19 protein-coding genes, 5 tRNA genes, 1 rRNA gene and 1 other annotated feature (1 of these 26 running past the window's edge) are annotated in these 26,245 nt (G+C 24.1%); of the genes, 13 read left to right on the top strand and 12 right to left on the bottom strand.

Annotated features, from left to right (window positions below):
* The first annotated feature begins 9 nt into the window (after nt 1-9).
* Together cysK and H0H39_RS01670 are read left to right on the top strand one after the other, a co-directional pair.
* Nucleotides 10-921: a cysteine synthase A gene (gene cysK, locus H0H39_RS01675; protein ID WP_185877171.1), complete on the top strand. Its 912-nt coding sequence runs from the start codon at nt 10-12 to the stop codon at nt 919-921.
* Between the two features lie 19 nt (nt 922-940).
* Nucleotides 941-2,638 (top strand): diflavin oxidoreductase, encoded by a 1,698-nt coding sequence (locus H0H39_RS01670; protein ID WP_238785630.1) that lies wholly within the window; start codon nt 941-943, stop codon nt 2,636-2,638.
* A gap of 51 nt (nt 2,639-2,689) precedes the next feature.
* On the opposite strand, the gene H0H39_RS01665 is transcribed toward H0H39_RS01670, so the two are convergent.
* Both H0H39_RS01665 and H0H39_RS01660 read right to left on the bottom strand, forming a co-directional pair.
* Entirely contained in the window at nt 2,690-2,875 is a 186-nt protein-coding gene (locus tag H0H39_RS01665; RefSeq protein ID WP_185877170.1) for a hypothetical protein, read from the bottom strand.
* A 27-nt stretch (nt 2,876-2,902) separates the two neighbouring features.
* A complete protein-coding gene (locus tag H0H39_RS01660) occupies nt 2,903-5,323 on the bottom strand; it encodes a penicillin-binding protein 1A (RefSeq protein WP_185877169.1) in 2,421 nt (806 codons plus the stop codon).
* A 689-nt stretch (nt 5,324-6,012) separates the two neighbouring features.
* Here H0H39_RS01660 and coaD point away from each other — a divergent pair.
* Nucleotides 6,013-6,492 (top strand): pantetheine-phosphate adenylyltransferase, encoded by a 480-nt coding sequence (gene coaD, locus H0H39_RS01655; RefSeq protein WP_185877168.1) that lies wholly within the window; start codon nt 6,013-6,015, stop codon nt 6,490-6,492.
* Here coaD and H0H39_RS01650 read toward each other — a convergent pair.
* Nucleotides 6,485-8,494: a ribonuclease R family protein gene (locus tag H0H39_RS01650; protein ID WP_185877167.1), complete on the bottom strand. Its 2,010-nt coding sequence runs from the start codon at nt 8,492-8,494 to the stop codon at nt 6,485-6,487. The two genes, coaD and H0H39_RS01650, sit on opposite strands and share 8 nt — an antisense overlap.
* A gap of 154 nt (nt 8,495-8,648) precedes the next feature.
* Between H0H39_RS01650 and H0H39_RS01645 the strand changes: the two genes are divergently transcribed.
* Together H0H39_RS01645 and glmS are read left to right on the top strand one after the other, a co-directional pair.
* Entirely contained in the window at nt 8,649-9,455 is an 807-nt protein-coding gene (locus tag H0H39_RS01645) for a glycogen/starch synthase (RefSeq protein WP_185877166.1), read from the top strand.
* 74 nt (nt 9,456-9,529) lie between these two features.
* Nucleotides 9,530-11,386, top strand: a complete 1,857-nt coding sequence (gene glmS, locus H0H39_RS01640; RefSeq protein ID WP_185877165.1) for a glutamine--fructose-6-phosphate transaminase (isomerizing) — start codon at nt 9,530-9,532, stop codon at nt 11,384-11,386.
* Nucleotides 11,387-11,391: 5 nt separating this feature from the next.
* Here the strand turns inward: glmS and H0H39_RS01635 are convergent.
* From H0H39_RS01635 to H0H39_RS01620, 4 genes are all read right to left on the bottom strand, one after another.
* Nucleotides 11,392-11,466, bottom strand: a tRNA-Cys gene (locus H0H39_RS01635).
* A gap of 1 nt (nt 11,467) precedes the next feature.
* Nucleotides 11,468-11,815 (bottom strand): dihydroneopterin aldolase, encoded by a 348-nt coding sequence (gene folB, locus H0H39_RS01630; RefSeq protein ID WP_185877164.1) that lies wholly within the window; start codon nt 11,813-11,815, stop codon nt 11,468-11,470.
* Nucleotides 11,816-11,824: 9 nt separating this feature from the next.
* Nucleotides 11,825-12,445: a superoxide dismutase gene (locus H0H39_RS01625; protein ID WP_185877163.1), complete on the bottom strand. Its 621-nt coding sequence runs from the start codon at nt 12,443-12,445 to the stop codon at nt 11,825-11,827.
* Nucleotides 12,446-12,511: 66 nt separating this feature from the next.
* On the bottom strand, nt 12,512-13,714 hold the full coding sequence (locus tag H0H39_RS01620; protein ID WP_238785629.1) for a phosphoglycerate kinase: 1,203 nt from the start codon (nt 13,712-13,714) through the stop codon (nt 12,512-12,514).
* A gap of 87 nt (nt 13,715-13,801) precedes the next feature.
* Here H0H39_RS01620 and rpiB point away from each other — a divergent pair, with 87 nt between their 5' ends.
* Nucleotides 13,802-14,245, top strand: a complete 444-nt coding sequence (rpiB, locus tag H0H39_RS01615; RefSeq protein WP_185877161.1) for a ribose 5-phosphate isomerase B — start codon at nt 13,802-13,804, stop codon at nt 14,243-14,245.
* A tRNA-Asn gene (locus H0H39_RS01610) sits at nt 14,236-14,309 on the top strand. Before rpiB ends, H0H39_RS01610 begins: the two co-directional genes overlap by 10 nt.
* Nucleotides 14,310-14,347: 38 nt before the next feature.
* Here H0H39_RS01610 and gmk read toward each other — a convergent pair.
* Nucleotides 14,348-14,926, bottom strand: a complete 579-nt coding sequence (gene gmk / locus H0H39_RS01605; RefSeq protein ID WP_317167084.1) for a guanylate kinase — start codon at nt 14,924-14,926, stop codon at nt 14,348-14,350.
* 47 nt (nt 14,927-14,973) lie between these two features.
* Here gmk and H0H39_RS01600 point away from each other — a divergent pair, with 47 nt between their 5' ends.
* Nucleotides 14,974-15,969, top strand: a complete 996-nt coding sequence (locus H0H39_RS01600; protein WP_185877160.1) for an aspartate-semialdehyde dehydrogenase — start codon at nt 14,974-14,976, stop codon at nt 15,967-15,969.
* A 6-nt stretch (nt 15,970-15,975) separates the two neighbouring features.
* Here the strand turns inward: H0H39_RS01600 and rsmI are convergent, their stop codons facing one another.
* Complete coding sequence (gene rsmI, locus H0H39_RS01595) at nt 15,976-16,644, bottom strand: 16S rRNA (cytidine(1402)-2'-O)-methyltransferase (protein WP_185877159.1); 669 nt, start codon at nt 16,642-16,644, stop codon at nt 15,976-15,978.
* A 181-nt stretch (nt 16,645-16,825) separates the two neighbouring features.
* On the opposite strand from rsmI, the gene H0H39_RS01590 reads away from it, so the two are divergent.
* Entirely contained in the window at nt 16,826-17,248 is a 423-nt protein-coding gene (locus H0H39_RS01590) for a hypothetical protein (protein ID WP_185877158.1), read from the top strand.
* Here H0H39_RS01590 and topA read toward each other — a convergent pair.
* From topA to queA, 3 genes are read right to left on the bottom strand one after another with little or no spacing between them, the layout of a single operon-like run.
* Entirely contained in the window at nt 17,245-19,401 is a 2,157-nt protein-coding gene (topA, locus tag H0H39_RS01585) for a type I DNA topoisomerase (RefSeq protein WP_185877157.1), read from the bottom strand. The genes H0H39_RS01590 and topA overlap by 4 nt on opposite strands.
* 5 nt (nt 19,402-19,406) lie before the next feature.
* Nucleotides 19,407-20,384, bottom strand: coding sequence for a polyprenyl synthetase family protein (locus H0H39_RS01580; RefSeq protein ID WP_185877156.1), 978 nt, complete (start codon nt 20,382-20,384; stop codon nt 19,407-19,409).
* A 14-nt stretch (nt 20,385-20,398) separates the two neighbouring features.
* Entirely contained in the window at nt 20,399-21,442 is a 1,044-nt protein-coding gene (gene queA, locus H0H39_RS01575; protein WP_185877155.1) for a tRNA preQ1(34) S-adenosylmethionine ribosyltransferase-isomerase QueA, read from the bottom strand.
* 313 nt (nt 21,443-21,755) lie between these two features.
* On the opposite strand from queA, the gene H0H39_RS01570 reads away from it, so the two are divergent.
* The 4 genes from H0H39_RS01570 to H0H39_RS01550 all read left to right on the top strand — a co-directional run.
* Nucleotides 21,756-23,298 (top strand): 16S ribosomal RNA (locus tag H0H39_RS01570).
* Between the two features lie 123 nt (nt 23,299-23,421).
* Nucleotides 23,422-23,495: transfer RNA gene (locus H0H39_RS01565), tRNA-Ile, on the top strand.
* Between the two features lie 8 nt (nt 23,496-23,503).
* Nucleotides 23,504-23,577 (top strand) — tRNA-Ala (locus tag H0H39_RS01560).
* A 60-nt stretch (nt 23,578-23,637) separates the two neighbouring features.
* Nucleotides 23,638-26,107: a sequence feature (most likely nonfunctional fraction of RNA operon), on the top strand.
* A gap of 136 nt (nt 26,108-26,243) precedes the next feature.
* Nucleotides 26,244-26,245, top strand: a tRNA-Ile gene (locus H0H39_RS01550) (it continues 72 nt past the right edge of the window).

Here is a 26,245-nt window from a genome sequence, read left to right as displayed (position 1 = left end):
AATTTAATGATGAAAGTAAAAAATATTCTAGAAACTATTGGAAATACTCCTCATATTCATCTTAATCGTTTATTTCCTGGAAGAAATATATGGATGAAATTAGAAAGAAATAATCCAGGAGGAAGTATAAAAGATAGAATAGCTTTATCTATGATAAATGATGCAGAAAATAAAGGAATAATAAATAAAGGTGATATTATAATAGAACCAACATCTGGAAATACAGGGGTAGGATTGGCTATAGTTTCTGCTGTAAAAGGTTATAGACTTATTTTAGTAATGCCAGAATCTATGAGTATGGAAAGACGAAAATTATTTTCTATTTTTGGAGCAAAATTTGTTCTTACACCAAGAGAAAAAGGAATGAAAGGTTCTATTGAAAAAGCAAATGAATTAGTTGATATAATTCCTAATTCATGGATGCCTAAACAATTTGATAATATATCAAATCCAGATATTCATAAAAAAACTACTGCACAAGAAATTTTATATTCATTTCCTAATGGAATAGATTATTTTATTACTGGAGTTGGAACTGGTGGTCATATTACAGGTATAGGAGAAGTATTAAGAAAAAAATTTTCAAAAATAAAAATATTTTCTGTAGAACCAATAGAATCTCCAGTAATATTTGGAGGAAAATCAACTCCTCATAATTTACAAGGATTAGGTGCTGGATTTATTCCATCTATTTTAAATAAAAAATTGTTAAATGGAACTTTTTTAGTTTCTAAAGAAGAAGCATTTAATTTTATGAAAAAAATTGCAAAAAAAGAAGGAATATTAGTTGGAATATCTACAGGAGCATCTTTATCTGCTATAAATAATAATATTGATAAATTTCCTAAAGAATCAATTATATTAACAATAAATTATGATACTGGAGAAAGATATATATCAGTAGATAATTTATTTTGTTAAAAAAATTAAAATAATAATCATGTTAACCAATAATAAAATATTTATTGATTTAATAAAAAAATCTTCTAAAGAAGATATTATATGGATGTATGGATATATATCTGGATTTTTATGTAATTTTTTAAATTTAGAAAATAAAATAGAAAAGAATATAATTACATTAGTTTATAGTAGTGAAACTGGAAATGCTGAAAATTTAGCATTTTATATGTTTAATAAAATGAAAAAAGAAAAATTAAACATAAGATTATTTGATTTAAATGATTATTGTTTATTTGAATTAGAGAGAGAAAGTTATTTATTGATAATAATGAGTACTTATGGGGATGGAGACCCTCCTTCTTCGGGAAAAGATTTTTTTTATTTTATTCATAATAAAAATATTGAATTAAATAAACTTAGATATAGTGTATTAGCTTTAGGAGATAAATCTTATGTTAATTTTTGTAAAGCTGGAGAAGATGTAGATAAACGTCTTGAATATTTAGGTTCTACTAAAATTTTAGATTTATATAAATGTGATACAGATTATAAAAAAAAATCAGAATATTGGATTAATAATATCATATATTTTTTTAAAAAAAATATAGAAAATAGTAAAAAAAATATAGAAAATAGTAAAAAAAATATAGAAAATAGTAAAAAAAATATAGAAAATAGTAAAAAAAATATAGAAAATGGAATTATATTAAATAATAAAATTTTAAATAAAAATAAAAATAGAAAAATTCATCATATAGAAATATATAATATTTCTAATAAAGAATATCTTCCTGGAGATTCTATTGGAATATATCCAGAAAATAATTTTGAAGATATAAAAAAAATAATGAGTATATTCAATTTGAATGATATTAATAAATATAATTCTATTTTTTATTCATTGAAGAAAAATAAAAAAATTTATAATTTATCTGAAAAATTTTTAAATAATTATTCACAATTATTTAAAATAGATAAAAAAAAAATATTTTATAAAAAAAATTGGGATATTATAGATCTTTTAAAAAAATTTCATAATAACAAAAACTTGTCTTTATTAAAAAATCTAATAAATATTATGGAATCTATAACTCCTAGGTTATATTCTATATCTTCTTCTCCTAAGAAACATATTAATGAAATTCATATAACTGTATTACTTGTTCAAAAAAAAATAGAATTACAAAAAAATAAAATAAAATATGGGCATTGTTCTAATTTTCTAATTAATTTGAAAAAAGGAGATAAAATATCTTTTTTCATTCATAGAAATAAATTATTTAAGCTTCCTAACAATAATTCAAATATTATTATGATAGGACCAGGAACAGGAATAGCTCCGTTTAGATCTTTTTTATATGAAAGAGAATATGTAAAAGCTTCTGGAAAAAATTGGTTATTTTTTGGAGATCAAAATTATAATTTTGATTTTCTATACAAAAATGAAATAGAAAAATGGATAAAAAATGGAGTTTTATATAATGCAAGTATTTCTTTTTCTAGAGATCAAGAAAAGAAAATATATGTTCAAGATAAAATATGGGAAAATAAAGAAGAATTTTTTTATTGGATAAAAAATGGAGCATATATTTATATATGTGGTAAAAAAACGCCGATGAGTGTAGATGTAGAAAATACTATAAATCGTATAATAGAAAAAGTAGGAAAAGAAGATCCAATATCGTTTATGATTAATATGAAAATAAATAAAAGATATTTAAAAGATGTTTATTAATTATTTTTATTTTTTTTTATATATATAATTTTTATTAATATTTTTAATTCCTTAACCTATTCTAGCTATAAATATAAAATTTATAGCTTTTTCAATAAATTTTTTACTTATTGTTAAATTTCTAATTATAATTTCTAAAAAATTAATATTTTTTTCATCATAAATAAATCCTTTTTTTCTTAATTTATAAGAAATAAATAAATGATTTTTATCTAAAAGTAAAATTTTTTTTATCATTATAAATAATTATAAAATAGAAGTTTTTTATATTTCTTCTTCTTTAATATATTCTTCTTTTTCTTTACGTTTATTTTCTGTAATATCAAAAAGTTCATTTTTATCATTATTATTATTTTCTTTATCATAAAAAATTTTGTTATTACTTTTATTTTCATTTAACCATGAATTATCTTCCATAAATTTTTCTTCATATTCATATTTTTCTGAATATTTTTCTTTTTTTGTATCATATTCTTTATCTATTTGTTGCAATATGTAATTTTCATAATTCATTTCATTATTACAATGACTCCATTTATAATTTTTTTGTTTTTTAAAAAACATATTTTTATTATAAGAAAAATTTTTATCTTTAAGTAAATACATTGTATAATAAGCCCATATAGGAAGTGCCATATTTGCACCTTGTCCTAATTTTAAACTATTAAAATGAGAAAATCTATTTTCCCAACCAACCCATATTCCAGTAGTTAATTTTGGGATCATACCTATAAACCATCCATCTGAATTATCATTAGTTGTTCCTGTTTTTCCTGCTATATCTCCTTTAATATTATACTTATATTTTATTCTTTTAGCAGTTCCATATTTAACTACTCCTTGCATTAAATCTAACATAATGTATGAAACATTTTCATCAAGTACTCTTTTTCTAATTTTATTTACATTAATAATATTTCCTTTTTTATCTTCTATTTTTAATAAAAGACTAGGTTCATTATAAATACCAATATTAGCAAATGCATTAAATACTCCTGTCATTTCATATAGAGTTAAATCTGCAGATCCTAATGCAATAGATGGATTTTCTGGAATATCAGATTTTACTCCCATTTTTTTTGCTAAATCAATTACATATTTAGGAGTAACTTGTGATATTAATCTAGCTGAAACAGTATTTACAGACCACGCTAATCCATCTTTTAATGTAATAAATCCACCATATTTTTCATCATAGTTTTTTGGACTCCAATTATTTAATTCAAATTTTTCATTTGATATTTTAGTGCATGGATTATAATTAAATTTTTTAATTGCAGCTGCATATAAAATTGGTTTAAATATAGATCCTACTTGTCTTCGTGTTTGTGATACATTATCATATTTAAAATGGTTAAAATTTACTCCTCCTACCCATGCTTTGATATGTCCAGTAGATGTTTCCACTGATAATAATCCTGTTTGAATAATACTTTTTTTATAACGAATATAATCTAAAGGAGAAATCATAATTTTTTTTGTACCATTCCAAGTAAATAATTCAGTTAATTCCTTTTTTTTAAATCTTTTTATTATATTTTTTTCGGATAATCCTTCTTTTTTTAATATTTTATATAAATGAGTTCTTTTTATAGAAGAAAAAAGTATTCTATTTACTTTTTTTTGTGAAATATTAGAAAATGGAGCGTTTTTATTATTTTTTTGTAAATTATTGAATAAAGATTGTAAATATTTTAGATGTTTTTTAATAGATTTTTCTGCATATTCTTGCATTTTTGAATCTATAGTTGTATATATTTTTAATCCACTAGAATAAAAATTTAATTTTTTTCCTGTTTTTTCTTCATATTTATCTAAATATTTTTGTATTTCATTTTTTAAAAATTCTCCGTAATAAGTTAATAATTCATAATTATTTTTATGAATTTTAAAATTTATTTTTATAGGTTTTTGTATTTCATAATTATATCTATTTTCATTTAAAAAATTATATTTTTTCATCTGACGTAATACTAAATTCCTCTGTTTTTTAGCTCTATATGGATAATTTTTAGGATTAAAGAAAGATGGATTTTCAAACATTCCAATTAATGTAGCACATTCTCCTAAATTAAGATTATGTATTTTTTTATTAAAATATGTTTGTGATGCAATTTGAATTCCTTTTGCATTATATAAGAAATCGAATTTATTGCAATACATAGTAATAATTTCTTCTTTTGTATAACGTTTTTCCAATTCAATAGCAACTACCCATTCTAATATTTTTTGATGTATTCTTTGAATTTTATTTTTTGCAGATTTTCCTGTGAATAGTAATTTTGCTAATTGTTGAGTTATAGTGCTTCCTCCTCCTTTTCTTCCTAAAGACAATATTGCTCTAAATATTGATTTCATATCAATTCCTGAATGTTGTCTAAAACGAATATCTTCTTTTGCCAACAACGCATTTACTAAATTTTTTGGAAGTTGTTTATAACTTACTAAAATTCTATTCTCTGAAAAAAATTTTCCTAATAATTTTTTTTTATAATCATAAACTTCTGATCCTATTTCTATTTTAGGATTATCTATATCTTCAGCAGTAGGTAAATTTCCTAAATAACCTTTAGAAGCAGCATAAATAATAGTAAATATTATACTTATACTTAAAAAGAATAAAAACCAGAAATAAATAAACAATATTTGAAAATAAGAATTTTTTATTAATTTTTTTTTGTTCACGTATAATTTATATTTTTTTCATAATATTATATGCACGTGATATTAATTTTTGATTTTTTTACGTATATAAATTTTTAAATTTTAATTCTATATTTTTTATAATAATAAAATAATAAGTTATATCTATTTTTTTTAGATTAGTATATTTCTTATTTTCTTTATTCATACAATTTATTATTTACTTAAATTTTTTAATTTAATTTTAAATCGTTTATTTGGTTAATAAAACTATATTATATTTATAAGTATATAAATTTTTACGTTACTCATATAAGTCATATAATTTTATATTTATTATTATAAAAAAATTTGTTAATTATTAACAAAAATTAGTATATAAAATTTTTAAGTTATTTAATCAATAATAACAAAACAAAAATTTTTATATAAAAACTATGTATGTATATATTATTTATATTTAGTATTTATTACTATTATGTATATGTATTTAAAGCAAATTTTCTAATAAATTTATAATATTATATAATTTTATATATTTATTGTTTTAACATAAACATAAACAATTTCATTTTTATTTTTTATAATAAAAAATCTTTAATATATAATATATATTTATAAAATAATTTATTTTTACAATAAAAAAATTTTATAATTTCTATAATTAATTTATTTTATTTAGATAATAATTGAATCTTGAATAGTTAAATATATTACTATATTACAAAATAATGATAAAAAAAATAGCTATATTTCCTGGAACTTTTGATCCAATAACATTAGGTCACTATGATATTGTTATTAGAGGATTAAAATTATTCGATAAAATTATTATAGCTATTGGAAAAAATTATGGAAAAAAAAACATGTTTTCTCTTGTAAAAAGAAAAAAATGGATACATGATTCTTTTTTTAAAGAATCTAATAGAATAGAAATAAAATCATTTGATGGGTTAACAATTTCTTTTTGTAAAAAAATAAAAGTAAAATTTTTATTAAGAGGAATTAGAAATCAGTTTGATTTTGAATTTGAAAAAAACATTTTTTTTATAAATAATTCATTAAACAAAAAATATGATCATTATGTTGAAACTATTTTTTTGTTTTCTTCTTATGAAAAATCATTTATAAGTTCTTATTTTGTAAGAAATATTATAAAAAACGGAGGGGATTATACTTTATTTGTTCCTTCTTCAGTAAGAATTAAATAGTTATTTTTTTTATCCAATCTAAAATAACTCTTTTTTTTTCCATATTTATATCTATTAATTTAACTTTAATTTTATCACCTAAACAACATATATTTTTTTTATTTTTTCCAATTATGCTATATCCATTAGGATTTAATATATAATTATCTTCTTTTATATCACATAATTTTATCATTCCTTCTACATGAAATAAAATTAAATCAACATAAATACTCCAATCAGTAAATCCTGTTATAATTACTACAAATTCTTTTCCCAAAAATTTTTTTAAAAATTTTACTTGTATAAATTTTAGAAATTCTCTTTCTATATCTGTAACTATCCGTTCTTTATTACTACAATATTGTAATTGTTTTTCATAAAAATCTACTGATTTTATTTTTTTATTTTTAAACAAATAATTATATAGTAATCTATGAGCAATTATATCTGAATATCTCCTTATAGGAGATGTAAAATGAGTGTAATGAATAAAAGATAAACCATAATGTCCTATATTATTTGTAGAATATTTAGCTTTACTCATAGAACGTAATATTAAATTTTCAATCATATTTTGTTCTGGTTTTCCTTTTATTTTTAATAATATTTTATTTATAGAATTTTTAACATTTTTTAAGTCTAAAAAATAACCTAATGGTTTTATAATTTTTTTTAAATATAAAATTTTTTCATTATCTGGTTTATCATGTATTCTATATATATAAGTTTTATTTGATAATTTTCCATTAGAATTTATACTAACAAATTCAGATATTTTTTTATTAGTTAGTAACATAAATTCTTCTATTAAACAATGAGCATCATTATTTTTTTCTAAGTATAGAGATATTGGATTTTTTTTATTATCTAAATGAAATTTTACTTCAACTTTATCCAAAAAAATTGACCCATTTTTTAGTCTATTTTTTTCCATTTTTTTGGATAAAGTATGTAAAGTTTTTATTTCATTATAAAAAATTCCTTTTTTTTGATCTATAATTTTTTGTACTTCATCATATGTAAATCTTTTATTAGATTGTATAATTGTTTTTCCAATCCAACTTTTTAATATATCTCCATTTTTATTCATACTAAATATAAATGAAAAACTTAATTTATCTTCTTTTGGTTGTAAAGAGCATAGATCATTAGATAATATTTTTGGTAACATTGGTATTACTTTTCCGTTAAAATATATAGATGTGTTACGTAAGTATGCTTCTTTATCTATGATACTATTTTCTTTTATATAATGAGTTACATCAGATATATGAATTCCTATTTCCCAAATAAATTTATCTATTTGTCTAACAGATATTGCATCATCAAAATCTTTTGCATCTTTTGGATCTATAGTAAAAGTATTGATATTTCGTATGTCTTTTCTATTATTTATTTTTTCGTAATTTATAATTACTTTTTTTGAAAATATTTTTTTTGCTTCATTTTTAGATTGTTTTGAGAATTTATAAGATATTTCATATTCTTCTAACAAAGAATATATTTCTGCTTTATAATTACCAATTTTTCCGAATATTTTTATTATTTTTCCTATTGGATTTTTAAAATTTTTTGGCCATGAAATTATTTCAACTAATACTTTATCATTATGATTACATTTTTTTGATTCATTTAATGGTATTAATATAATAGTGTTATTATTACAAATTGTGAAAGATTTATAATTTTTATAAAAATTAATATTATAATATTTGTTATTTAAATATTCAGATTTAGAATAAATTTTTATAATTCCTACGAATTTTTTTTTCTTTCTATATATAATTTTTATTACTTCTCCTTTTATTTTTATTTTTTTATTTTTTTTAAATTTTATTTTTACTAAATCTCCTTCTAAAGATTTATTTATTTTATTTTTTGGAATGAATATGTCTTTTTTATAATCTTTTATTTTTACAAATGCATATCCATAATTAGTGATATTAATAGTTCCAATCGCAAAAGAATAATTTTTTGAATTTCTTTTGTTTAAAGTACTTTTACTATCTTTCTTTTTCATAGTTCATAAAAATACAATAAAAATATATTGTTTTTTTTATGTATTTATGTACTCGATTTTAATATTACATATATATTGTATAATATTATTTATATTTGCGATTATCCGTTTTTATTATATATTTCAAAAAAAACAATGAAAAAAAATCATCAAGATGACAGATAAACGTATACTATATGTTTCTTCGGATTTGTTTCCATTTTCTCCGGATAATTCAATTTCTTTATCGGTTTTAAAAGCAGCTAAATTTATGCAATCTGTAGGGAATGATGTACGTTTATTTATGCCTAAATTTGGTTTAATAAATGAAAGAAGACATCAATTACATGAAGTAATTCGCTTGTCTGGTATGAATTTATTAATTAATAATGTGGAACATTCATTATTAATAAAAGTAGCATCTATTCCTGATGCTAAATTACAAGTTTATTTTATAGATAATGAAGAATATTTTAAAAGGAAAGCTGTTGATAAAGATGAAAATGGAATTTTTTTTCAAGATAATGATGAAAGATCTTTATTTTTTACAAAAGGAGTATTAGAAACTGTAAAAAAATTGAATTGGAAACCAGATATAATTCATATATACGGATGGATAAGTTTTTTTATTCCTATATATTTAAAAAAAATTTTTAAAAATGATATTGTATATAAAAATACAAAATTAATAGTTTCTATTTATAACAATCCTTTCATAGGAATTTTGAATAAAAATATTATAAGAAAAATTCAATTTGATGGAATTAAATCAGGTAAATTAAAATTATTAGAAAATCCTAATTATAATAACTTAACAAAGTTATGTATGTATTTTTCAGATGCAATAATAAAAGGAGATATAAATTTACAAGAAGAAATAGAAAATTTTTTAGATTTAAATAGATTATTAGTATTAAAATATTATCCTATAGAAAAAATAGAAACTGTTTATAAAAAATTTTATAAAAAAATTTTTTTATAAAAAATTAACTAATTATTTAAATAATCTGGAAATTTTTATCATTAATTTTTTTTTATTATTTTATTTAATAAATAATGTGTGGTATAATTGGATATTTAGGTTATAGGAATGCTTATCCTATTCTTATTGAAGGATTAAAAAAATTAGAATACAGAGGATATGATAGTTCTGGAATATCTGTTTTTTTTAAAAATGGATATAATTTATATAAATCTAAAGGCAAAATATCTGAATTAGAAAATAAAATATATTCTTCAGGGATTATAATAAAAGGAAATACTGGAATTGGTCACACTAGATGGGCAACACATGGATCAACAGATGATATAAATGCACACCCTCATGTTTCCAATTCTAATGATCTTGTAATGATTCATAATGGAATTATAGAAAATTATCATGCAATAAAGATTATATTATTAAATAATGGTTTTACTTTTAAAAGTAAAACAGATACAGAAGTTCTTGTTAACTTGATAGAATATATTAAAAGTGAAAATAAACTATCTTTAGAAGAAGCTGTAAGAATTTCATTAAATGAAGTAATTGGAGCTTATTCTATAGCAATAGTAGATAAATCAAATCCAGAAACAATTATTATTGCAAAATTGGGATCTCCAATTACTATTGGAGTAGGAAATAAAGAATTTTTTATAGCATCTGATCCTATACCATTTGCTCAATATACTAAAAATGTTATTTATTTAAGAGATGGAGAAATGGCTATTTTAAGAAAAAATAAAAATTTAGATCTTAGAAAAATTATTAATAATAATAAACTTAATCCTATTATAAAAAAATTAAAAATTAATTTAAAAGAAATTGAAAAAGGAGAATATAAACATTTTATGTTAAAAGAAATTTATGATCAACCTAAAACAATTTTAGATACATTACGTGGTAGATTATTAATTTCTTCTAATGAAAAAACTATTCATATTAGTGGAATAGAATCAAACAAAGAAAAATTTATTAATGCAAAATCTATTACTATAATTGCTTGTGGAACTTCTTGGCATTCTGGATTAATTGGAGAATATTTATTAGAAAAATTTACTAGAATACCAGTAGAAGTAGAATATGCTTCTGAATTTAGATACAGAGATCCAATTATAGGAAAAAAAGATATAATAATTGCTATTTCACAATCAGGAGAAACAGCTGATACATTATCAGCATTGAAATTAGCAAAAAGTAAAGGAGCTTTTATTTTTGGAATTTGTAATATAGCTGGATCTTCTATTGCTAGAAATGTTGATGCAGGAGCTTATACTCATGCAGGTCCAGAAATTGGTGTTGCATCTACAAAAGCTTTCACTGGACAAATTACTGTTCTTATGTTAATGGCATTAAAAATAGGAATTTACAAATCTACTATAGATAATAAATTATATAAAAGATTATGTAAAGAATTAAACAATATTCCATATAAAATAAGTAAAGTATTAAAAATACATAATTATATAAAAAAAATATCAAAAATATATTGTGAAGAAAATAATTTTCTCTATTTAGGTAGAGGAATAAATTTTCCTGTAGCATTAGAAGGTGCTTTAAAATTAAAAGAAGTTTCATATATTCATGCAGAAGGATTTCCAGCTGCAGAAATGAAACATGGTCCTATAGCATTAATAGATGACAATATGCCAGTTATTGTCATAGCTCCTATAAAAGGTTTTTATGAAAAAATAGTAAGTAATATTCAAGAAATAAAAGCTAGAAAAGGAAAAATTATAGCTATAATTAATGAAGGAGATGTTCAGGTTAATATGTTAGCTGATCATGTAATAAAAATTCCTAGTACACATGAATATTTATGTCCACTAATAACAGTTATTCCTCTTCAACTATTAGCATATCAAATTGCTTGTATACGAGGAGAAAATGTTGATCAACCAAGAAATTTAGCTAAATCTGTAACAGTAGAATAATATTATGGAGGCACAGAGCGGAATCGAACCGCTATAAAAGGTTTTGCAGACCTCTGCCTTATCCATTCGGCCACAGTGCCTTTATTCTTCTATCATTATACAAACGTTATCAACTATTCCTTCTAATGGTGGATTTTCTTTACATAAAAGAATTTTTGTATGAATTACTTTTTCTATTTTTTTTATTCTTTTTATTATTCTTATTGCTAAATTTTCCATTAGATTAGATTTTATTTTCATTTCTTCTTTTACTATTTTGTATAAACTAGTGTAGTCAACAGTTTGAGATAATTCATCATGAATAGAAGCATTTAAAAAATCTAATTCAATTTCTAATTTTATAGAAAAATTGGATCCTACTATTTTTTCTTCTGGATAACTACCATGAAATCCAAATATTTTTATCTTATCTAAGATAATTTTTCCCATACATATGAATTAATTATTTATTGCATTGTAATAATTATTTTCTACTTCTTTCCAATTAATAATTTTCCAAAAATTATATATGTAATCAGTTCTTCTGTTTTGATATTTAATATAATATGCATGTTCCCAAACATCTATTCCTAATATTGGTATTCCTTCACAATCTGATCCATACATGATAGGATTATCTTGATTTGAAGTATTACAAATAATTAATTTTTTTTCGTTATTTGAAACACATAACCAAGCCCATCCTGATCCAAATTTATTCATTGCTGAATCATGTAATTTTTTTTTAAAAATATCAAATGATCCAAAATTATCTATTAATAATTCTTTAAATTTTAAGCTTATATCAACAAATTTTGATGAAGGAATTAGTATTTTCCAAAATAAATTATGATTATATACTCCACCACTGTTATTTTTAACAATAGAAGATTCTATATGAGATCTTCTTAAGATTTCTTCTATAGAAAGAGATTCCATATCAGTATTACATATAGATTTATTAAGATTATCTATGTAATTTTTATGGTGTTTGTTATAATGAATTTCCATAGTTTTTCTATCAATATAAGGCTCTAAATCTCCATAAGAATATGGTAATTTTGGTAGTTTAAATAACATTGGATTTCAGTATTTATATTATAACAAAGAACAAATATACTGAATTTTTATTCATATTTTTTTATTTTATGAATATATTATTTTTATTCCAGGTAATGTTTTATTTTTTAAATATTCTAACATAGCTCCTCCTCCAGTAGATAAATAACTTATATTATTAATACATTTTTGTTGTTTTAAGGCGTATAGAGAGTCTCCTCCTCCTACTATAGAATATATATTTTTTTTTATAGTTATTTCTGAAATTTTTTTTGCAATTGACATTGTTCCTCTAGAAAATTTTGGGATTTCGAATTTTCCCATGGGACCATTCCATAATATAGTTTTTGATTTATTAATAATTTTGAAAAAATTTGTAATAGAATTAGGTCCTATATCTAATTTTTCCCATTTTTTTGGAATAGAATTAATAGAAGTAATTTTTATATGATTTATATTATTGATATTTTTTGATAAAACTACATCTTCTGGTAAAATAATAATATTTTTTTTTTTATTTTTATATAAAATATTTGTAATAGATTTTTTTAATTTTATATTTATATCATCAGTATTTTTATTATTAATCATTGATATAAATGGATAAGACATTTTTCCTCCAATTAAAATATAATTTGCGAAATCTATAAATTTTTCTATAACATTTATTTTAGAAGATATTTTAGCTCCTCCTAATATTATAGTAATGGGTTTTTTAGATCTTTTTGATAAAAATTTATCCAAATTATATATTTCTTTTTTCATAAGAAATCCTATACATTTTTTATTTTTAAATAATTTTGGAACAGTTATTATAGAAGAATGAATTCTATGAGATGTTCCAAATGCATCATTTACATAAATGTCAGCATATTTTGATAATTCAAATGAAAATTTATTATCTTCTTTTTCTTCTGATTTATGAAATCTTAAATTTTCTAAAAGTAAAACATCTCCATTTTTTAATTTAAAAATTTTTTCTTCTACATATTTTCCTATGCAATTTTCACAAAATTGAACAGAACGTTTTAATATTTTTGATAAAATAGGAATTAGAAATTTTATTGAATATTTTTTAGATGGAATACCTTTTGGTCTTCCAAAATGAGAAATAAGTACAATTTTTCCTCCATCATAAATAATTTTTTTTATAGTAGGAATAGAATATTTAATTCTTGTATCATCTGTTATGTTTCCATAATTATCTATAGGAACATTAAAATCAACCCTTACTAAAGCAATTTTATTTTTAAAATTAAAATCATTTACATCTTTTATTTTATTCATCATTTAAATTTATATGACATATAATATAGTTAAATTAGATAAAAATATTTATATTAGTTTAAAATAATTAATAATTTATTAATGTAGATTTTGATAATAGCAATAGGATCTGATCATACTGGAATAATATATAGATGTTTAATAAATGATTTTTTAAAAAAAAATAAGTATAAAATAGAAGATTTTGGACTCTATACAAATAAAAAAGTTGATTATCCAGATTATGTACATCCTGTAGCTAAATGTGTAGAATCAGGAGGAGCAAATTGTGGAATTATAATATGTGGAAGTGGAAATGGTGCAGCTATGACCGCAAATAAATATAAAAATATTCGTGCTGCATTAGTATGGAATAAAGAAATTGCTTCTTTAGCAAGAAAACATAATAATGCAAATATTATTAGTTTACCTGCTCGTTTTTTAAAAAAAGAAGATATATTAGATATAATAAAAATATTTTTAAACACAAAATTTGATGGAGGAAGACATCAAATAAGAATAGAAAAAATACCGATAAAAAACAATCCTCAGTAGCTCAGTTGGTTAGAGCACCTGACTGTTAATCAGGGGGTCGTTGGTTCGAATCCAACCTGAGGAGTTATATTTCGTATGTTAATAATGAAATATTAATTTCAATTATTTATTAATTTCTATAAAATTGCGAACTAATTTTAATATTTTTTTTTTTGTTTTTTTTAAATTTTTATTATTTATAATAAAATCAAATAAATAAGCATGATTATTTTCTTCTTTTAGTTTTTTTAATCTAATATTAATTTTTTCAATATTTTCTGAATTTCTTTTAATTAATCTTTTTTTCAATATATTTTCAGATTTTACAAAAATGAATATTGATATTGAATTTTTATAAAATAATTTTTTTAAATTTATTCCTCCTTTTACATCTACATCGAATAGTATATTATTATTATTTTTCCATATTTTAATTAATTCACTTTTTAATGTTCCGTAAAATATATTTTTGTATACCTCTTCCCATTCTATAAAATGATATTTTTTTATTTTAGATAAAAAAATATTTTTTGATATAAAAAAATAATCTTTTCCATGTTTTTCATTTATTCTAATTTTTCTTGTAGTACAAGAAATAGATAATTTTAAGTTTGATATTTTTGATAACAAAAAACGTGATATTGTAGTTTTTCCACATCCTGATGGTCCAGATAAAATAACTATTTTTTCTTTTTTCATCATAAAATATATAAATTTAATTTCTTTATGTATTTAATATTTTAATATTTATGAAAATAGGATTAATTGGTGCAACTGGAATGGTGGGCCGTATAATATTAGATTTTCTTTCAAAGAAATTTTTTTCACATGATTTATATTTTTCTGCATCCAGTAAATCTATAGGAAAAAAAATTTTTATTAGAAATAAAATTCATAAAATAATTAAAATAAATGAATTACTTAATAAAAATCTAGATGTAGTTTTATTATCTGCTGGATCAAAAGTATCAAAAAAATGGTCTCCATTATTTGCAAAAAATGGATCTATTGTAATAGATAATTCTTCTGCGTGGAGAATGGATCCAAAAAAAAAACTAATTGTTCCAGAAATAAATGCTTTTTCTTTAAAAAAAGAAGATAAAATAATTGCTAATCCAAATTGTTCAACTATTCAATTAGTAATGGTATTATATCCATTACATGTAATTTATAATATAAAAAGGATAGTTATTTCTACTTATCAATCAGTAACAGGAACTGGAAAAAAGGCATTAGATCAATTAAATAAAGAAAAATTAGGAGAACATAATAATAAAAAAAATATATATCCACATCCTATTTATAATAATGTAATTCCACATTGTGATTCATTCATGGATAATGGATATACTTTAGAAGAAATTAAATTAATTAATGAAACAAAAAAAATAATGAATGAATATAATATAAATATAACGTCTACATGTGTAAGAGTTCCAGTAACAGGAGGTCATTCTGAAAGTGTAAATATAACATTTAAAAAAAAACCAGATTTAAATAAAATTCGTAATATATTAATAAATACAAAAGGAATAGTTCTTCAAGATTTAGTAAAAGAAAATAAATATCCAATGCCTATATATTCTCATAATAAAGATGAAGTATTTGTTGGAAGAATAAGAGAAGATTTATCATTTCCAAATTCTATAAATATTTGGATAGTATCAGATAATCTTCGAAAAGGATCGGCTACTAATGCTATTCAAATATTAGAATTTTTAATTAAAGAAAAATTTATTTTATAAATTTTTTTATTTTTTATCAATAACAATAGTATATTCTCCTAATATTTTTTTTTTAAAGTTATAATAATATGATAATATTTCTTTTACATTTCCTCTTAATGTATTTTGAAAATATTTAGAAATTTCTTTGCATAAAACAATATTTCTATTAAATCCGAAAAATAAACTTATATCTTTTAATGTATTTATTAATCTGTGAGGAGATTCATATAAAACAATAGTTCTTTTTTCTTCAGAAAGTTTTTTTAATTTTACTTTTCTTTTTTTTTTTGGTATAAATCCAACAAATATAAATTCATTTATTGAAAAACCTGAAATTACTAATGATGGAATTAAAGCTGTTGGTCCTGGTAAACATTCTATAGGAATAGAAGCTTTTATACAAGATTTAATAAGTAAATATCCTGGATCAGAAATATTAGGAGTTCCTGCTGCAGAAATTAATGCTAGTTTGTTTCCTTTTTTTATTTTTTTTATAATAGATAAAGTGTATTTATATTCATTATTATTACTATAATATTTATTTACACGAGTTTTAATACTATAGAAATTTAATAATTTTCTGGATATATTATAATTTTCTGCTAATATTAAATCTACTTCTTTTAAGATTTTTATACTTCTAATAGTAAAATCTTCTAAATTTCCTATTGGAGTTGGAACAATATATAACATAATATGTATTTGATTTTTGTTAAAAAAGTTTTATTATTTAAATATCAATTTTTTAAATTTTATTAAAAATCATTGATTGTATGATTCGTATATTTAAAAAATTTTATTTAATAAAATCATTATTAAAAAAATCACGTCTAACTAATTTACGATTTAATTAGTATTGATGAAATAAATAGTAATGAAAGGCAAACAATATATATTTAGAAGTCCATTAGTTTCTGGAGAAATTATATTTAAATATGATTTATATGGTTTTTTGAGAGAAATAATTTTTCCTGAAAAATTATCATTGTCTCATTATATATGGATTAGCAAATATTTGCCTTATAATGAATCTATTATAAATAGAATGAAAAAAGCAAAAGCTTCTTTTTCTATAGAAGAAATTCCTGTAGATTTATCGTTTAATAGATTTTGGAATGATTACAAATATAAAGTAGGAAAGAAAAAAATGGCTGAAAATATATGGAATAGAATGTCTTTGTCTGATAGAGTTAAAGCCTTATCTTATATATCTAAATATTTAGATCATGTTAGAAGAACTGGGCATGATCAAGCTTATCCTACAACTTATTTAAATCAAAGATATTTTGATAGTTAATTATTTTGTTGTTTTTTTTTTATATAATCAATAGCTTCTTTTAAATTTATTGATTTTTTGAAAAATTTTTTATTTTCAATTGGTATTGATATATTATCATATTTAATATAAATATTATGTTTATTTATTTTTAAAAATATTTTTTTTTCTTTAAATAGTCCTATAAATTTAGGTAGTGTAATTATTTTTAATATTTCTTCTAATGAAATTGTATTTATTTTTTGAGTATTTAATATAGGAAAAAATTTTGGTTTTTCTTTTTTATTAAATTCTCCTAGTTGTATAACTGGTCCATATTTTCCAAGTATTACAAAAATTTTTTTTTTTGATTTAGGATCTATACCAACAAAACGTTTATTATATATTTTATCTACATTTTTTTTTACATATATTAATTTTTCATTGAAATTTTTATAAAAATTTTTAAGTATTTCTATCCAAGAAACATCTCCTTTTGCTATGTAATCAAATTTTTCTTCTAAATTTGCAGTAAAATTATAATCTATTATTTCTTTAAAATTTTTTTTTAGAAAATTAGTTATTATAATTCCAATTTCTGTAGGAATAAATTTATTTTTCTCTATTTTTACAACTTTTTCTTTTTTTCTAAAAATAATATTTTCTTCTTCTTTTATAGAAAGAATTTTATTATATTCTATTTTTGTAATTGATTTTTGTAAATTAACATAATTTCTTTTTTGAATATTATATATTATTGGTACATATGTTGATGGTCTTCCTATTCCAAGATTTTCTAAATTTCTTACTAATGAAGATTCGTTGTATCTATATAAATTATTTTTATAAATTTGTTTTGCTATAATTTCCTGTTTATTTAATAATAATCCTTTTTGTAATTTAATTTCATAATTTTTTTTTATATTTTTATTTTTTATTTTCATGTATCCATCGAAAATTATATATTTCTCAGTTCCAATAAATATATAATCTTTATTTTTATATTTTATTTTATTTTCTTCTTCATATTTATTTTCATTGTTAAAAAATTTTACATGAAATTTTATTTCTTTAAATAAAGCATTTTTCATTTGGCTCATAATAGTTCTTTTCCATATAAGTTGATATAAATTTTTTTCTTGTAGACTTAAATCTTTAAGATAATTTTTTTCATGTATAATTACTGTAGGACGAATAGCTTCATGAGATTCTTGAGTAAATTTTTTTTTTGAATTAAATCTATTAATAGATAAATATCCTATTCCATAGGAAGATTTTATATATTTTTTTATTTCACATATAATTGATTCTGATAATTTTTGACTATCTGTTCGCATGTAAGTAATGTATCCTTTTTCATATAATACTTGAGCTAAAAACATGGTTTTATATATGGAAAAATTTAAACTATTATTTGATTCTTGTTGCAAAGTTGAAGTAGTAAATGGTGGAAGTGGTTTATTTTCTTTATAATTTTCTATAATATCTTTTATTATAAAATTTTTATTTTTAGTACATAAATACATTATATTTTCTACTTCATTTTCATTTTCTATATTTTTATAAAATTTTGTTGATAAAATATTATTATCTTTTTTAAAAATTCCGGTAATTTTATATATTTTATTTGGATGTAAATTTAAATTTTGTATTTTTTCTTCTCTTTCTACAATAAGTCTTAATGCAACAGATTGTACTCTTCCAGCAGAAAGTCCAGATTTAATTTTTTTCCATAATATTGGTGATAATTGAAATCCTACTAATCTATCTAAAATTCTTCTAGCTTGTTGTGCATATATTAAATTATAATCTAATTGTCTAGGATTTTTAATTGCTTCAAGTATTGATTTTTTTGTAATTTCATGAAAAACAATTCTTTTATATTTTTTTTTACAAGGAAATAATATTTTTTTTATTTGATATGCAATGGCTTCTCCTTCACGATCTTCGTCTGAAGCTAACCATATAACTTTATAATCTTTTACTAAAGTTTTTAATTCTTTTATTAATCTTTTTTTTTTTGGTAAAATAACGTATTCTGGTTCAAAATTTTTTTCAATATAAACTCCCATTTTTTTTGCTGGTAAATCTATTATATGTCCATAACTAGATACTATATGATAATTCTTACCAAGAAATTTTTGAATTGTTTTAGCTTTAGTCGGAGATTCTACAATTACTAGATTTTCTTTCATTTAATCTACTGATTTCTATTAATGATAAACTTTACTATAATTTTCAAAGATTCTTTTATTATTCCTTCTGGATATATTTCTAAAATATTTAATGCATTATTATGAAATTTTATCATTTTTTTCTTAGCATATTCTATTCCATTATATTTGTTAATATAATATATTATTTTTCTTTTTTTTTTTTCATTATAATTTTTTATATAATTTATAATTTGTTTTTTATCATAACTAGATGCATTTTTAATGGTATATATTAAAGGTAATGTTATTTTATTGTTTTTAATATCAACACATCCTACTGGTTTTCCTATATAATTATTGTAACCAAAATTTTCATAATCAAATAAATCATCTTTTATTTGAAATGCTATTCCTGCATAAAATCCAAATTTTTTCATATTAAAAATATGTTTACTGTTTGCATTAACAGAAATAGCACCTCCTTCACAAGAAGCTGATATCAAACTTGCTGTTTTTTTACAAATAATTTCATCATAAATTTTTTCAGAAATATTTATAGATTTTTCTATCTGTAGCATTTCTCCTTCACTCATATTTTTAATTGTTTTACAGACTATTTTTAATAAATCTAAATAATTATTATTACTAGCTAATAATAAACTTCTTGATAATAAATAATCTCCAGTTAAAACTGATATTTTATTATTCCATATAGCATTTAATGATGATTTTCCTCTTCTATAATTACTATTATCAATTACATCATCATGAATAAGTGTAGCTGTATGAATCAATTCTATTATATATGCAGTATGATAAGTTTTTTCTTTTATTGTTCCTAACATTTTAGCAATTAAAAATATTAGTATAGGACGAATTAATTTTCCTTTTTTTTTAAGAATATAATTATTTATCTTATTTATAAGATGTATATCACTTTTTACAAAGTAAAAAAATTGTTTTTCAAATATTTCTATTTCTTCTTTTATAGGAATTTTAGCTTTTTCTAATAAAAATTTCATTATTTTACTTATTATTATAAAATTAACATACTATCTCCGTATGAATAGAATCTATATTTTTTTTTTATAGCTATTTTATAGGCATTCATTATTAATTCAAATCCTGCAAAAGCAACAACCATCATAAGTAATGTTGATTTTGGCATATGAAAATTAGTTATCATAGAATTTGCTATACTAAAATCATAAGGAGGAAATATAAATTTATTTGTCCATCCCAAAAATGGATTAAGATTTTTATTAGAAGAGACAGAACTTTCTATTGCTCTCATAGATGAAGTTCCAACTGCACATACTTTATTTTTATTTTTTATTGTATCATTTATTATTTTACATGATTTAATATTTATATGACATTTTTCAGAATCCATTTTATGTTTTGATATATCTTCTACTTCTACAGGAAGAAAACTTCCTAATCCTAAATGTAGTGTTACTTCTACAAGATTAACTCCTTTTATTTCTAATTTTTTAATTAAATGTTTAGAAAAATGTAATCCTGCAGTGGGTGCAGCAACTGATCCTTCTTTTTTTGCATATACAGTTTGGTAACGATATTTATCTTCTTTTTCTGGATTTCTATTAATATATTTTGGTAATGGAGTTTTTCCTATTTTTTTAATTTTTTCTATTAATTCTTTATGTGTTCCATTAAAATTAAGTTGTAATATTCTTCCTCTAGAAGTAGTATTATCTATTACTTCTCCTGATAATCCATATCCAAAATTTAGTTTATTTCCTACTCTAACTTTTCTAGCAGGATCGACTAAAACATCCCAAGTTCTATCTTTTGAATCTAATTCTCTTAGTAAAAAAACTTCTATTTTAGCTTCTGTTTTTTCTTTATTTCCGAATAATCTTGCAGGAAATACTTTTGTATTATTTAAAATTATTGTATCTCCTTCATTGAAATATTGATGTAAATCTTTAAAAAATTTATGTTCAATTTTTTTACTTTTTCTATGTATTACCATTAATTTAGATTCATCTCTTTCTTTTGATGGAAATTTTGCAAGAAGATCTAAAGGAGATTCAAAATTAAAATCTGATGTTCTCATAATTAAATTAGAATATAGCTAAATATTGCTAATTATTTTTTAAATTTTTGTTTAAAATATATAAAAAAATTTTTTTTATGAGAAAAAAAATTGTATAATTGCATCTTGAAACTTTTTAGTACTTTTATGTATATGCATGTATATGCATGTTGCAATCATTTAAAATAGGTATTTTTAAGTTTATTTTTGTTCTCTATTTTTTATTTTTGATAATTAAACAATCAAAATTAAAGCATAAAAAAGCTTCTAACCCTGATTCAGTAATTCGAAGGATCTTTTTAAACATTTTAATTATATAGACTAAAATTTTTTTACAACGGAGAGTTTGATCCTGGCTCAGGATGAACGCTAGCGGCGGGCCTAACACATGCAAGTCGAGGGGCAACATAAGATTTATACTTTTTGTATAAATTTTGATGGCGACCGGCGAACGGGTGCGTAACACGTATGTAACCTGCCTTTTTCTAGAAAATAGCCAAGGGAAACCTTGATTAATATTCTATAGTATAATATTATCAAATGATTATATTATTAAAGCAGAAATGTGGAAAAAGATGGGCATGCGTCCGATTAGTTAGTTGGTAAGGTAAAGGCTTACCAAGACGATGATCGGTAGGGGACCTGAGAGGGTGATCCCCCACACTGGTACTGAGACACGGACCAGACTCCTACGGGAGGCAGCAGTGAGGAATATTGGTCAATGGAGGAAACTCTGAACCAGCCACGCCGCGTGCAGGAATAAGGCCTTATGGGTTGTAAACTGCTTTTGTTTAGGAATAAAGATTCTTACGTGATAAGAATTTTGAATGTACTATACGAATAAGTGTCGGCAAACTCCGTGCCAGCAGCCGCGGTAATACGGAGGACACAAGCGTTATCCGGATTCATTGGGTTTAAAGGGTGCGTAGGCGGTTTATTAAGTCAGTAGTGAAATATTACAGCTTAACTGTTAAAAGTGCTATTGATACTGGTAAACTTGAGTGAGATTGGAGTAACTGGAATGTGTGGTGTAGCGGTGAAATGCATAGATATTACACAGAACACCAATCGCGAAGGCAAGTTACTAAGTCTATACTGACGCTGAGGCACGAAAGCGTGGGGAGCAAACAGGATTAGATACCCTGGTAGTCCACGCTGTAAACGATGATCACTAGTTGTTGGATATTTTTTTTCAGTGACTAAGCGAAAGTGATAAGTGATCCACCTGGGGAGTACGGTCGCAAGGCTGAAACTCAAAGGAATTGACGGGGGCCCGCACAAGCGGTGGAGCATGTGGTTTAATTCGATGATACGCGAGGAACCTTACCAAGGTTTAAATGGACTACGAATAAACTAGAAATAGTTTAGTCTTCGGACGGAGTACAAGATGCTGCATGGTTGTCGTCAGCTCGTGCCGTGAGGTGTTGGGTTAAGTCCCTTAACGAGCGCAACCCTTGTTGTTAGTTGCCAACGAATAATGTCGGGGACTCTAACAAGACTGCCGACGTAAGTCGAGAGGAAGGTGAGGATGACGTCAAATCATCACGGCTCTTATACCTTGGGCTACACACGTGCTACAATGATCGGCACAAAGGGTCGCTACTGAGTAATCAGAAGCTAATCTCTAAAAACCGATCCCAGTTCGGATTGGAGTCTGCAACTCGACTCTATGAAGTTGGAATCGCTAGTAATCGCATATCAGCCATGATGCGGTGAATACGTTCCCGGGCCTTGTACACACCGCCCGTCAAGCCATGGAAGTCGGAAGTACCTGAAATCGGTAACCGTAAAAGGAGCTGCTTAGGGTAAAATCGATAACTGGGGCTAAGTCGTAACAAGGTAGCCGTACCGGAAGGTGTGGCTGGAACATCTCTTTTTTAGAGTTTTTTTTATAAAGATTCTTTAAAAAAAATTATTGAAAAAGGATTTGTTGGAAGCTTTTTTATTTTATATTATAGAAAAACTATGTAAAATTAGGGAGGGAGATTGATTTTTTAATCAGTCTCGTAGCTCAGATGGTTAGAGCGCTACACTGATAATGTAGAGGTCCGCGGTTCAATTCCGCGCGAGACTATTTATCGGGGGGAATTAGCTCAGCTGGATAGAGCGCCTGTTTTGCACGCAGGAGGTCATCGGTTCGATTCCGATATTCTCCATTTTTTGTGTTCTTTGACATATTATACATAATATTATTAATGAGGGATTAAGTAACAAAAAGCAAATTAAGAGCATATGGTGGATGCCTAGGCTCTGAGAGATGAAGAAGGACGTGATAAGCTGCGATAAGCTGTGGGGATTGGCACATACAAATGGATCCACAGATTTCCGAATGGGGGAACCTATCATAATTAAATATGGTATTATCCTAACAGATAAAGTGAACCTAGAGAACTGAAACATCTAAGTATCTAGAGGAAAAGAAAACAAATAGTGATTCCGTTAGTAGTGGCGAGCGAAAATGGATCAGCCCAAACCATTATAGTTTATACTTTAATGGGGTTGTAGGTATACAATTACGTGGAATATTTTTTTATAGCAGAATGGATTTGGAAAAATCAATCATAGAAGGTGATAATCCTGTATGTGAAATAAAAAGATTACCATTATGTAAGAACCTGATTAGGACGAGACACGAGAAATCTTGTCTGAATTTGCCGGGACCATCCGGTAAGGCTAAATACTACTCAGAGACCGATAGTGAACTAGTACCGTGAGGGAAAGGTGAAAAGTACTTCGAATAGAAGAGTGAAATAGATCCTGAAACCATATGCTTACAAGCTGTCGGAGCCTCTTCGTGAGGTGACGATGTGCCTTTTGCATAATGAACCTACGAGTTAATTTCTTTGGCAAGGTTAATTAGTTTAGCTATGGAGCCGAAGCGAAAGCGAGTCTGAATAGGGCGATATATAGTCATAGGAATTAGACGCGAAACCGAGTGATCTACCCATGAACAGGTTGAAGCTGTGGTAACACATAGTGAAGGACCGAACCGGTTGACGTTGAAAAGTCTTCGGATGATTTGTGGATAGGGGTGAAAGGCCAATCAAACTCGGAGATAGCTCGTACTCCCCGAAATGTATTTAGGTACAGCATCGTGTTAAGTAATACAGAGGTAGAGCAACTGATTGGATGAAGGGGCTTCATCGCCTGCTAATTCCTGACAAACTCCGAATGCTGTTATTATGTTTCACGGTAGTGAGGGCATGGGTGCTAAGGTCCATGTCCGAGAGGGAAACAACCCAGACCATCAGTTAAGGCCCCTAAGTATATATTAAGTTGATTTAACGAAGTTCAATTACTTAGACAGCTAGGATGTTAGCTTGGAAGCAGCTATTCATTTAAAGAGTGCGTAACAGCTCACTAGTCTAGTGATTGTGCGTGGATAATAATCGGGCATAAATATATCGCCGAAACTATGGGATTAGTTAATTATAATTATCTAATCGGTAGGGGAGCATTGTAATAACGTAGAAGCTATGTTGTAAAATATAGTCGAGTTTTTACAAAAGAAAATGTAGGTATAAGTAACGATAATGTGGGTGAGAAACCCACACACCGAAAAACTAAGGTTTCCTCAGCTATGTTAATCAGCTGAGGGTTAGTCGGAACCTAAGGCGAAACCGAAAGGTGTAGTTGATGGAATACCGGTTAATATTCCGGTACTTGCTTTTATTGCGATAGAGGGGACGAAGTAATGAAACTGTCGCGTACATACGGAATTGTACGTTGAAACAAATAGGTATAAAATATAATTGGAAAATCCGTATATTTTGCTGAATTGTGATAGTACCATGAACCTTCGGGGAATTGGATAGTACAGGTAAAGGCTTCCAAGAAAAACCTCTAAGCTTCAGATTAAAGTAATCCGTACCAAAACCGACACAGGTAGTTAAGGAGAGAATCCTAAGGTGCTCGAGTGATTCACGGCTAAGGAACTAGGCAAAATAAACCTGTAACTTCGGGAGAAAGGTAGCCTTCTTTCTAGAAGGCCGCAGAGAATAGATCCAGGCGACTGTTTATCAAAAACATAGGACTCTGCTAAATTGAAAAATAAAGTATAGGGTCTGACACCTGCCCAGTACTGGAAGGTTAAAGAAAAAAGTTAGCTTTAAGCAAAGCTTTTAACTGAAGCCCCAGTAAACGGCGGCCGTAACTATAACGGTCCTAAGGTAGCGAAATTCCTTGTCGGGTAAGTTCCGACCTGCACGAATGGTGTAACGATCTGGAAACTGTCTCGGCCGTGAGCTCGGTGAAATTGAAATATCGGTGAAGATGCCGATTACTCGCNGCCAACGAATAATGTCGGGGACTCTAACAAGACTGCCGACGTAAGTCGAGAGGAAGGTGAGGATGACGTCAAATCATCACGGCTCTTATACCTTGGGCTACACACGTGCTACAATGATCGGCACAAAGGGTCGCTACTGAGTAATCAGAAGCTAATCTCTAAAAACCGATCCCAGTTCGGATTGGAGTCTGCAACTCGACTCTATGAAGTTGGAATCGCTAGTAATCGCATATCAGCCATGATGCGGTGAATACGTTCCCGGGCCTTGTACACACCGCCCGTCAAGCCATGGAAGTCGGAAGTACCTGAAATCGGTAACCGTAAAAGGAGCTGCTTAGGGTAAAATCGATAACTGGGGCTAAGTCGTAACAAGGTAGCCGTACCGGAAGGTGTGGCTGGAACATCTCTTTTTTAGAGTTTTTTTTATAAAGATTCTTTAAAAAAAATTATTGAAAAAGGATTTGTTGGAAGCTTTTTTATTTTATATTATAGAAAAACTATGTAAAATTAGGGAGGGAGATTGATTTTTTAATCAG

Source organism: Blattabacterium cuenoti (assembly GCF_014252315.1).
Lineage (GTDB): Bacteria > Bacteroidota > Bacteroidia > Flavobacteriales > Blattabacteriaceae > Blattabacterium > Blattabacterium cuenoti_AI.
Note: the sequence above shows the minus strand (reverse complement) of the source record. Positions and strands in the feature narration are given on the sequence as shown.

Excerpts from the sequence above, each read along its gene's own strand:
- H0H39_RS01620 (WP_238785629.1), bottom strand. The coding sequence starts at position 13,714 with ATGATGAATAAAATAAAAGATGTAAATGATTTTAATTTTAAAAATAAA.
- queA (WP_185877155.1), bottom strand. The coding sequence starts at position 21,442 with ATGAGAACATCAGATTTTAATTTTGAATCTCCTTTAGATCTTCTTGCA.
- rsmI (WP_185877159.1), bottom strand. The coding sequence starts at position 16,644 with ATGTTATATATTGTTCCAACTCCAATAGGAAATTTAGAAGATTTTACT.
- H0H39_RS01670 (WP_238785630.1), top strand. The coding sequence starts at position 941 with ATGTTAACCAATAATAAAATATTTATTGATTTAATAAAAAAATCTTCT.
- coaD (WP_185877168.1), top strand. The coding sequence starts at position 6,013 with ATGATAAAAAAAATAGCTATATTTCCTGGAACTTTTGATCCAATAACA.
- H0H39_RS01665 (WP_185877170.1), bottom strand. The coding sequence starts at position 2,875 with ATGATAAAAAAAATTTTACTTTTAGATAAAAATCATTTATTTATTTCT.
- gmk (WP_317167084.1), bottom strand. The coding sequence starts at position 14,926 with ATGATGAAAAAAGAAAAAATAGTTATTTTATCTGGACCATCAGGATGT.
- H0H39_RS01580 (WP_185877156.1), bottom strand. The coding sequence starts at position 20,384 with ATGAAATTTTTATTAGAAAAAGCTAAAATTCCTATAAAAGAAGAAATA.
- H0H39_RS01590 (WP_185877158.1), top strand. The coding sequence starts at position 16,826 with ATGAAAGGCAAACAATATATATTTAGAAGTCCATTAGTTTCTGGAGAA.
- topA (WP_185877157.1), bottom strand. The coding sequence starts at position 19,401 with ATGAAAGAAAATCTAGTAATTGTAGAATCTCCGACTAAAGCTAAAACA.
- glmS (WP_185877165.1), top strand. The coding sequence starts at position 9,530 with ATGTGTGGTATAATTGGATATTTAGGTTATAGGAATGCTTATCCTATT.
- H0H39_RS01645 (WP_185877166.1), top strand. The coding sequence starts at position 8,649 with ATGACAGATAAACGTATACTATATGTTTCTTCGGATTTGTTTCCATTT.
- H0H39_RS01625 (WP_185877163.1), bottom strand. The coding sequence starts at position 12,445 with ATGTTATTTAAACTACCAAAATTACCATATTCTTATGGAGATTTAGAG.
- H0H39_RS01600 (WP_185877160.1), top strand. The coding sequence starts at position 14,974 with ATGAAAATAGGATTAATTGGTGCAACTGGAATGGTGGGCCGTATAATA.
- H0H39_RS01650 (WP_185877167.1), bottom strand. The coding sequence starts at position 8,494 with ATGAAAAAGAAAGATAGTAAAAGTACTTTAAACAAAAGAAATTCAAAA.
- folB (WP_185877164.1), bottom strand. The coding sequence starts at position 11,815 with ATGGGAAAAATTATCTTAGATAAGATAAAAATATTTGGATTTCATGGT.
- cysK (WP_185877171.1), top strand. The coding sequence starts at position 10 with ATGAAAGTAAAAAATATTCTAGAAACTATTGGAAATACTCCTCATATT.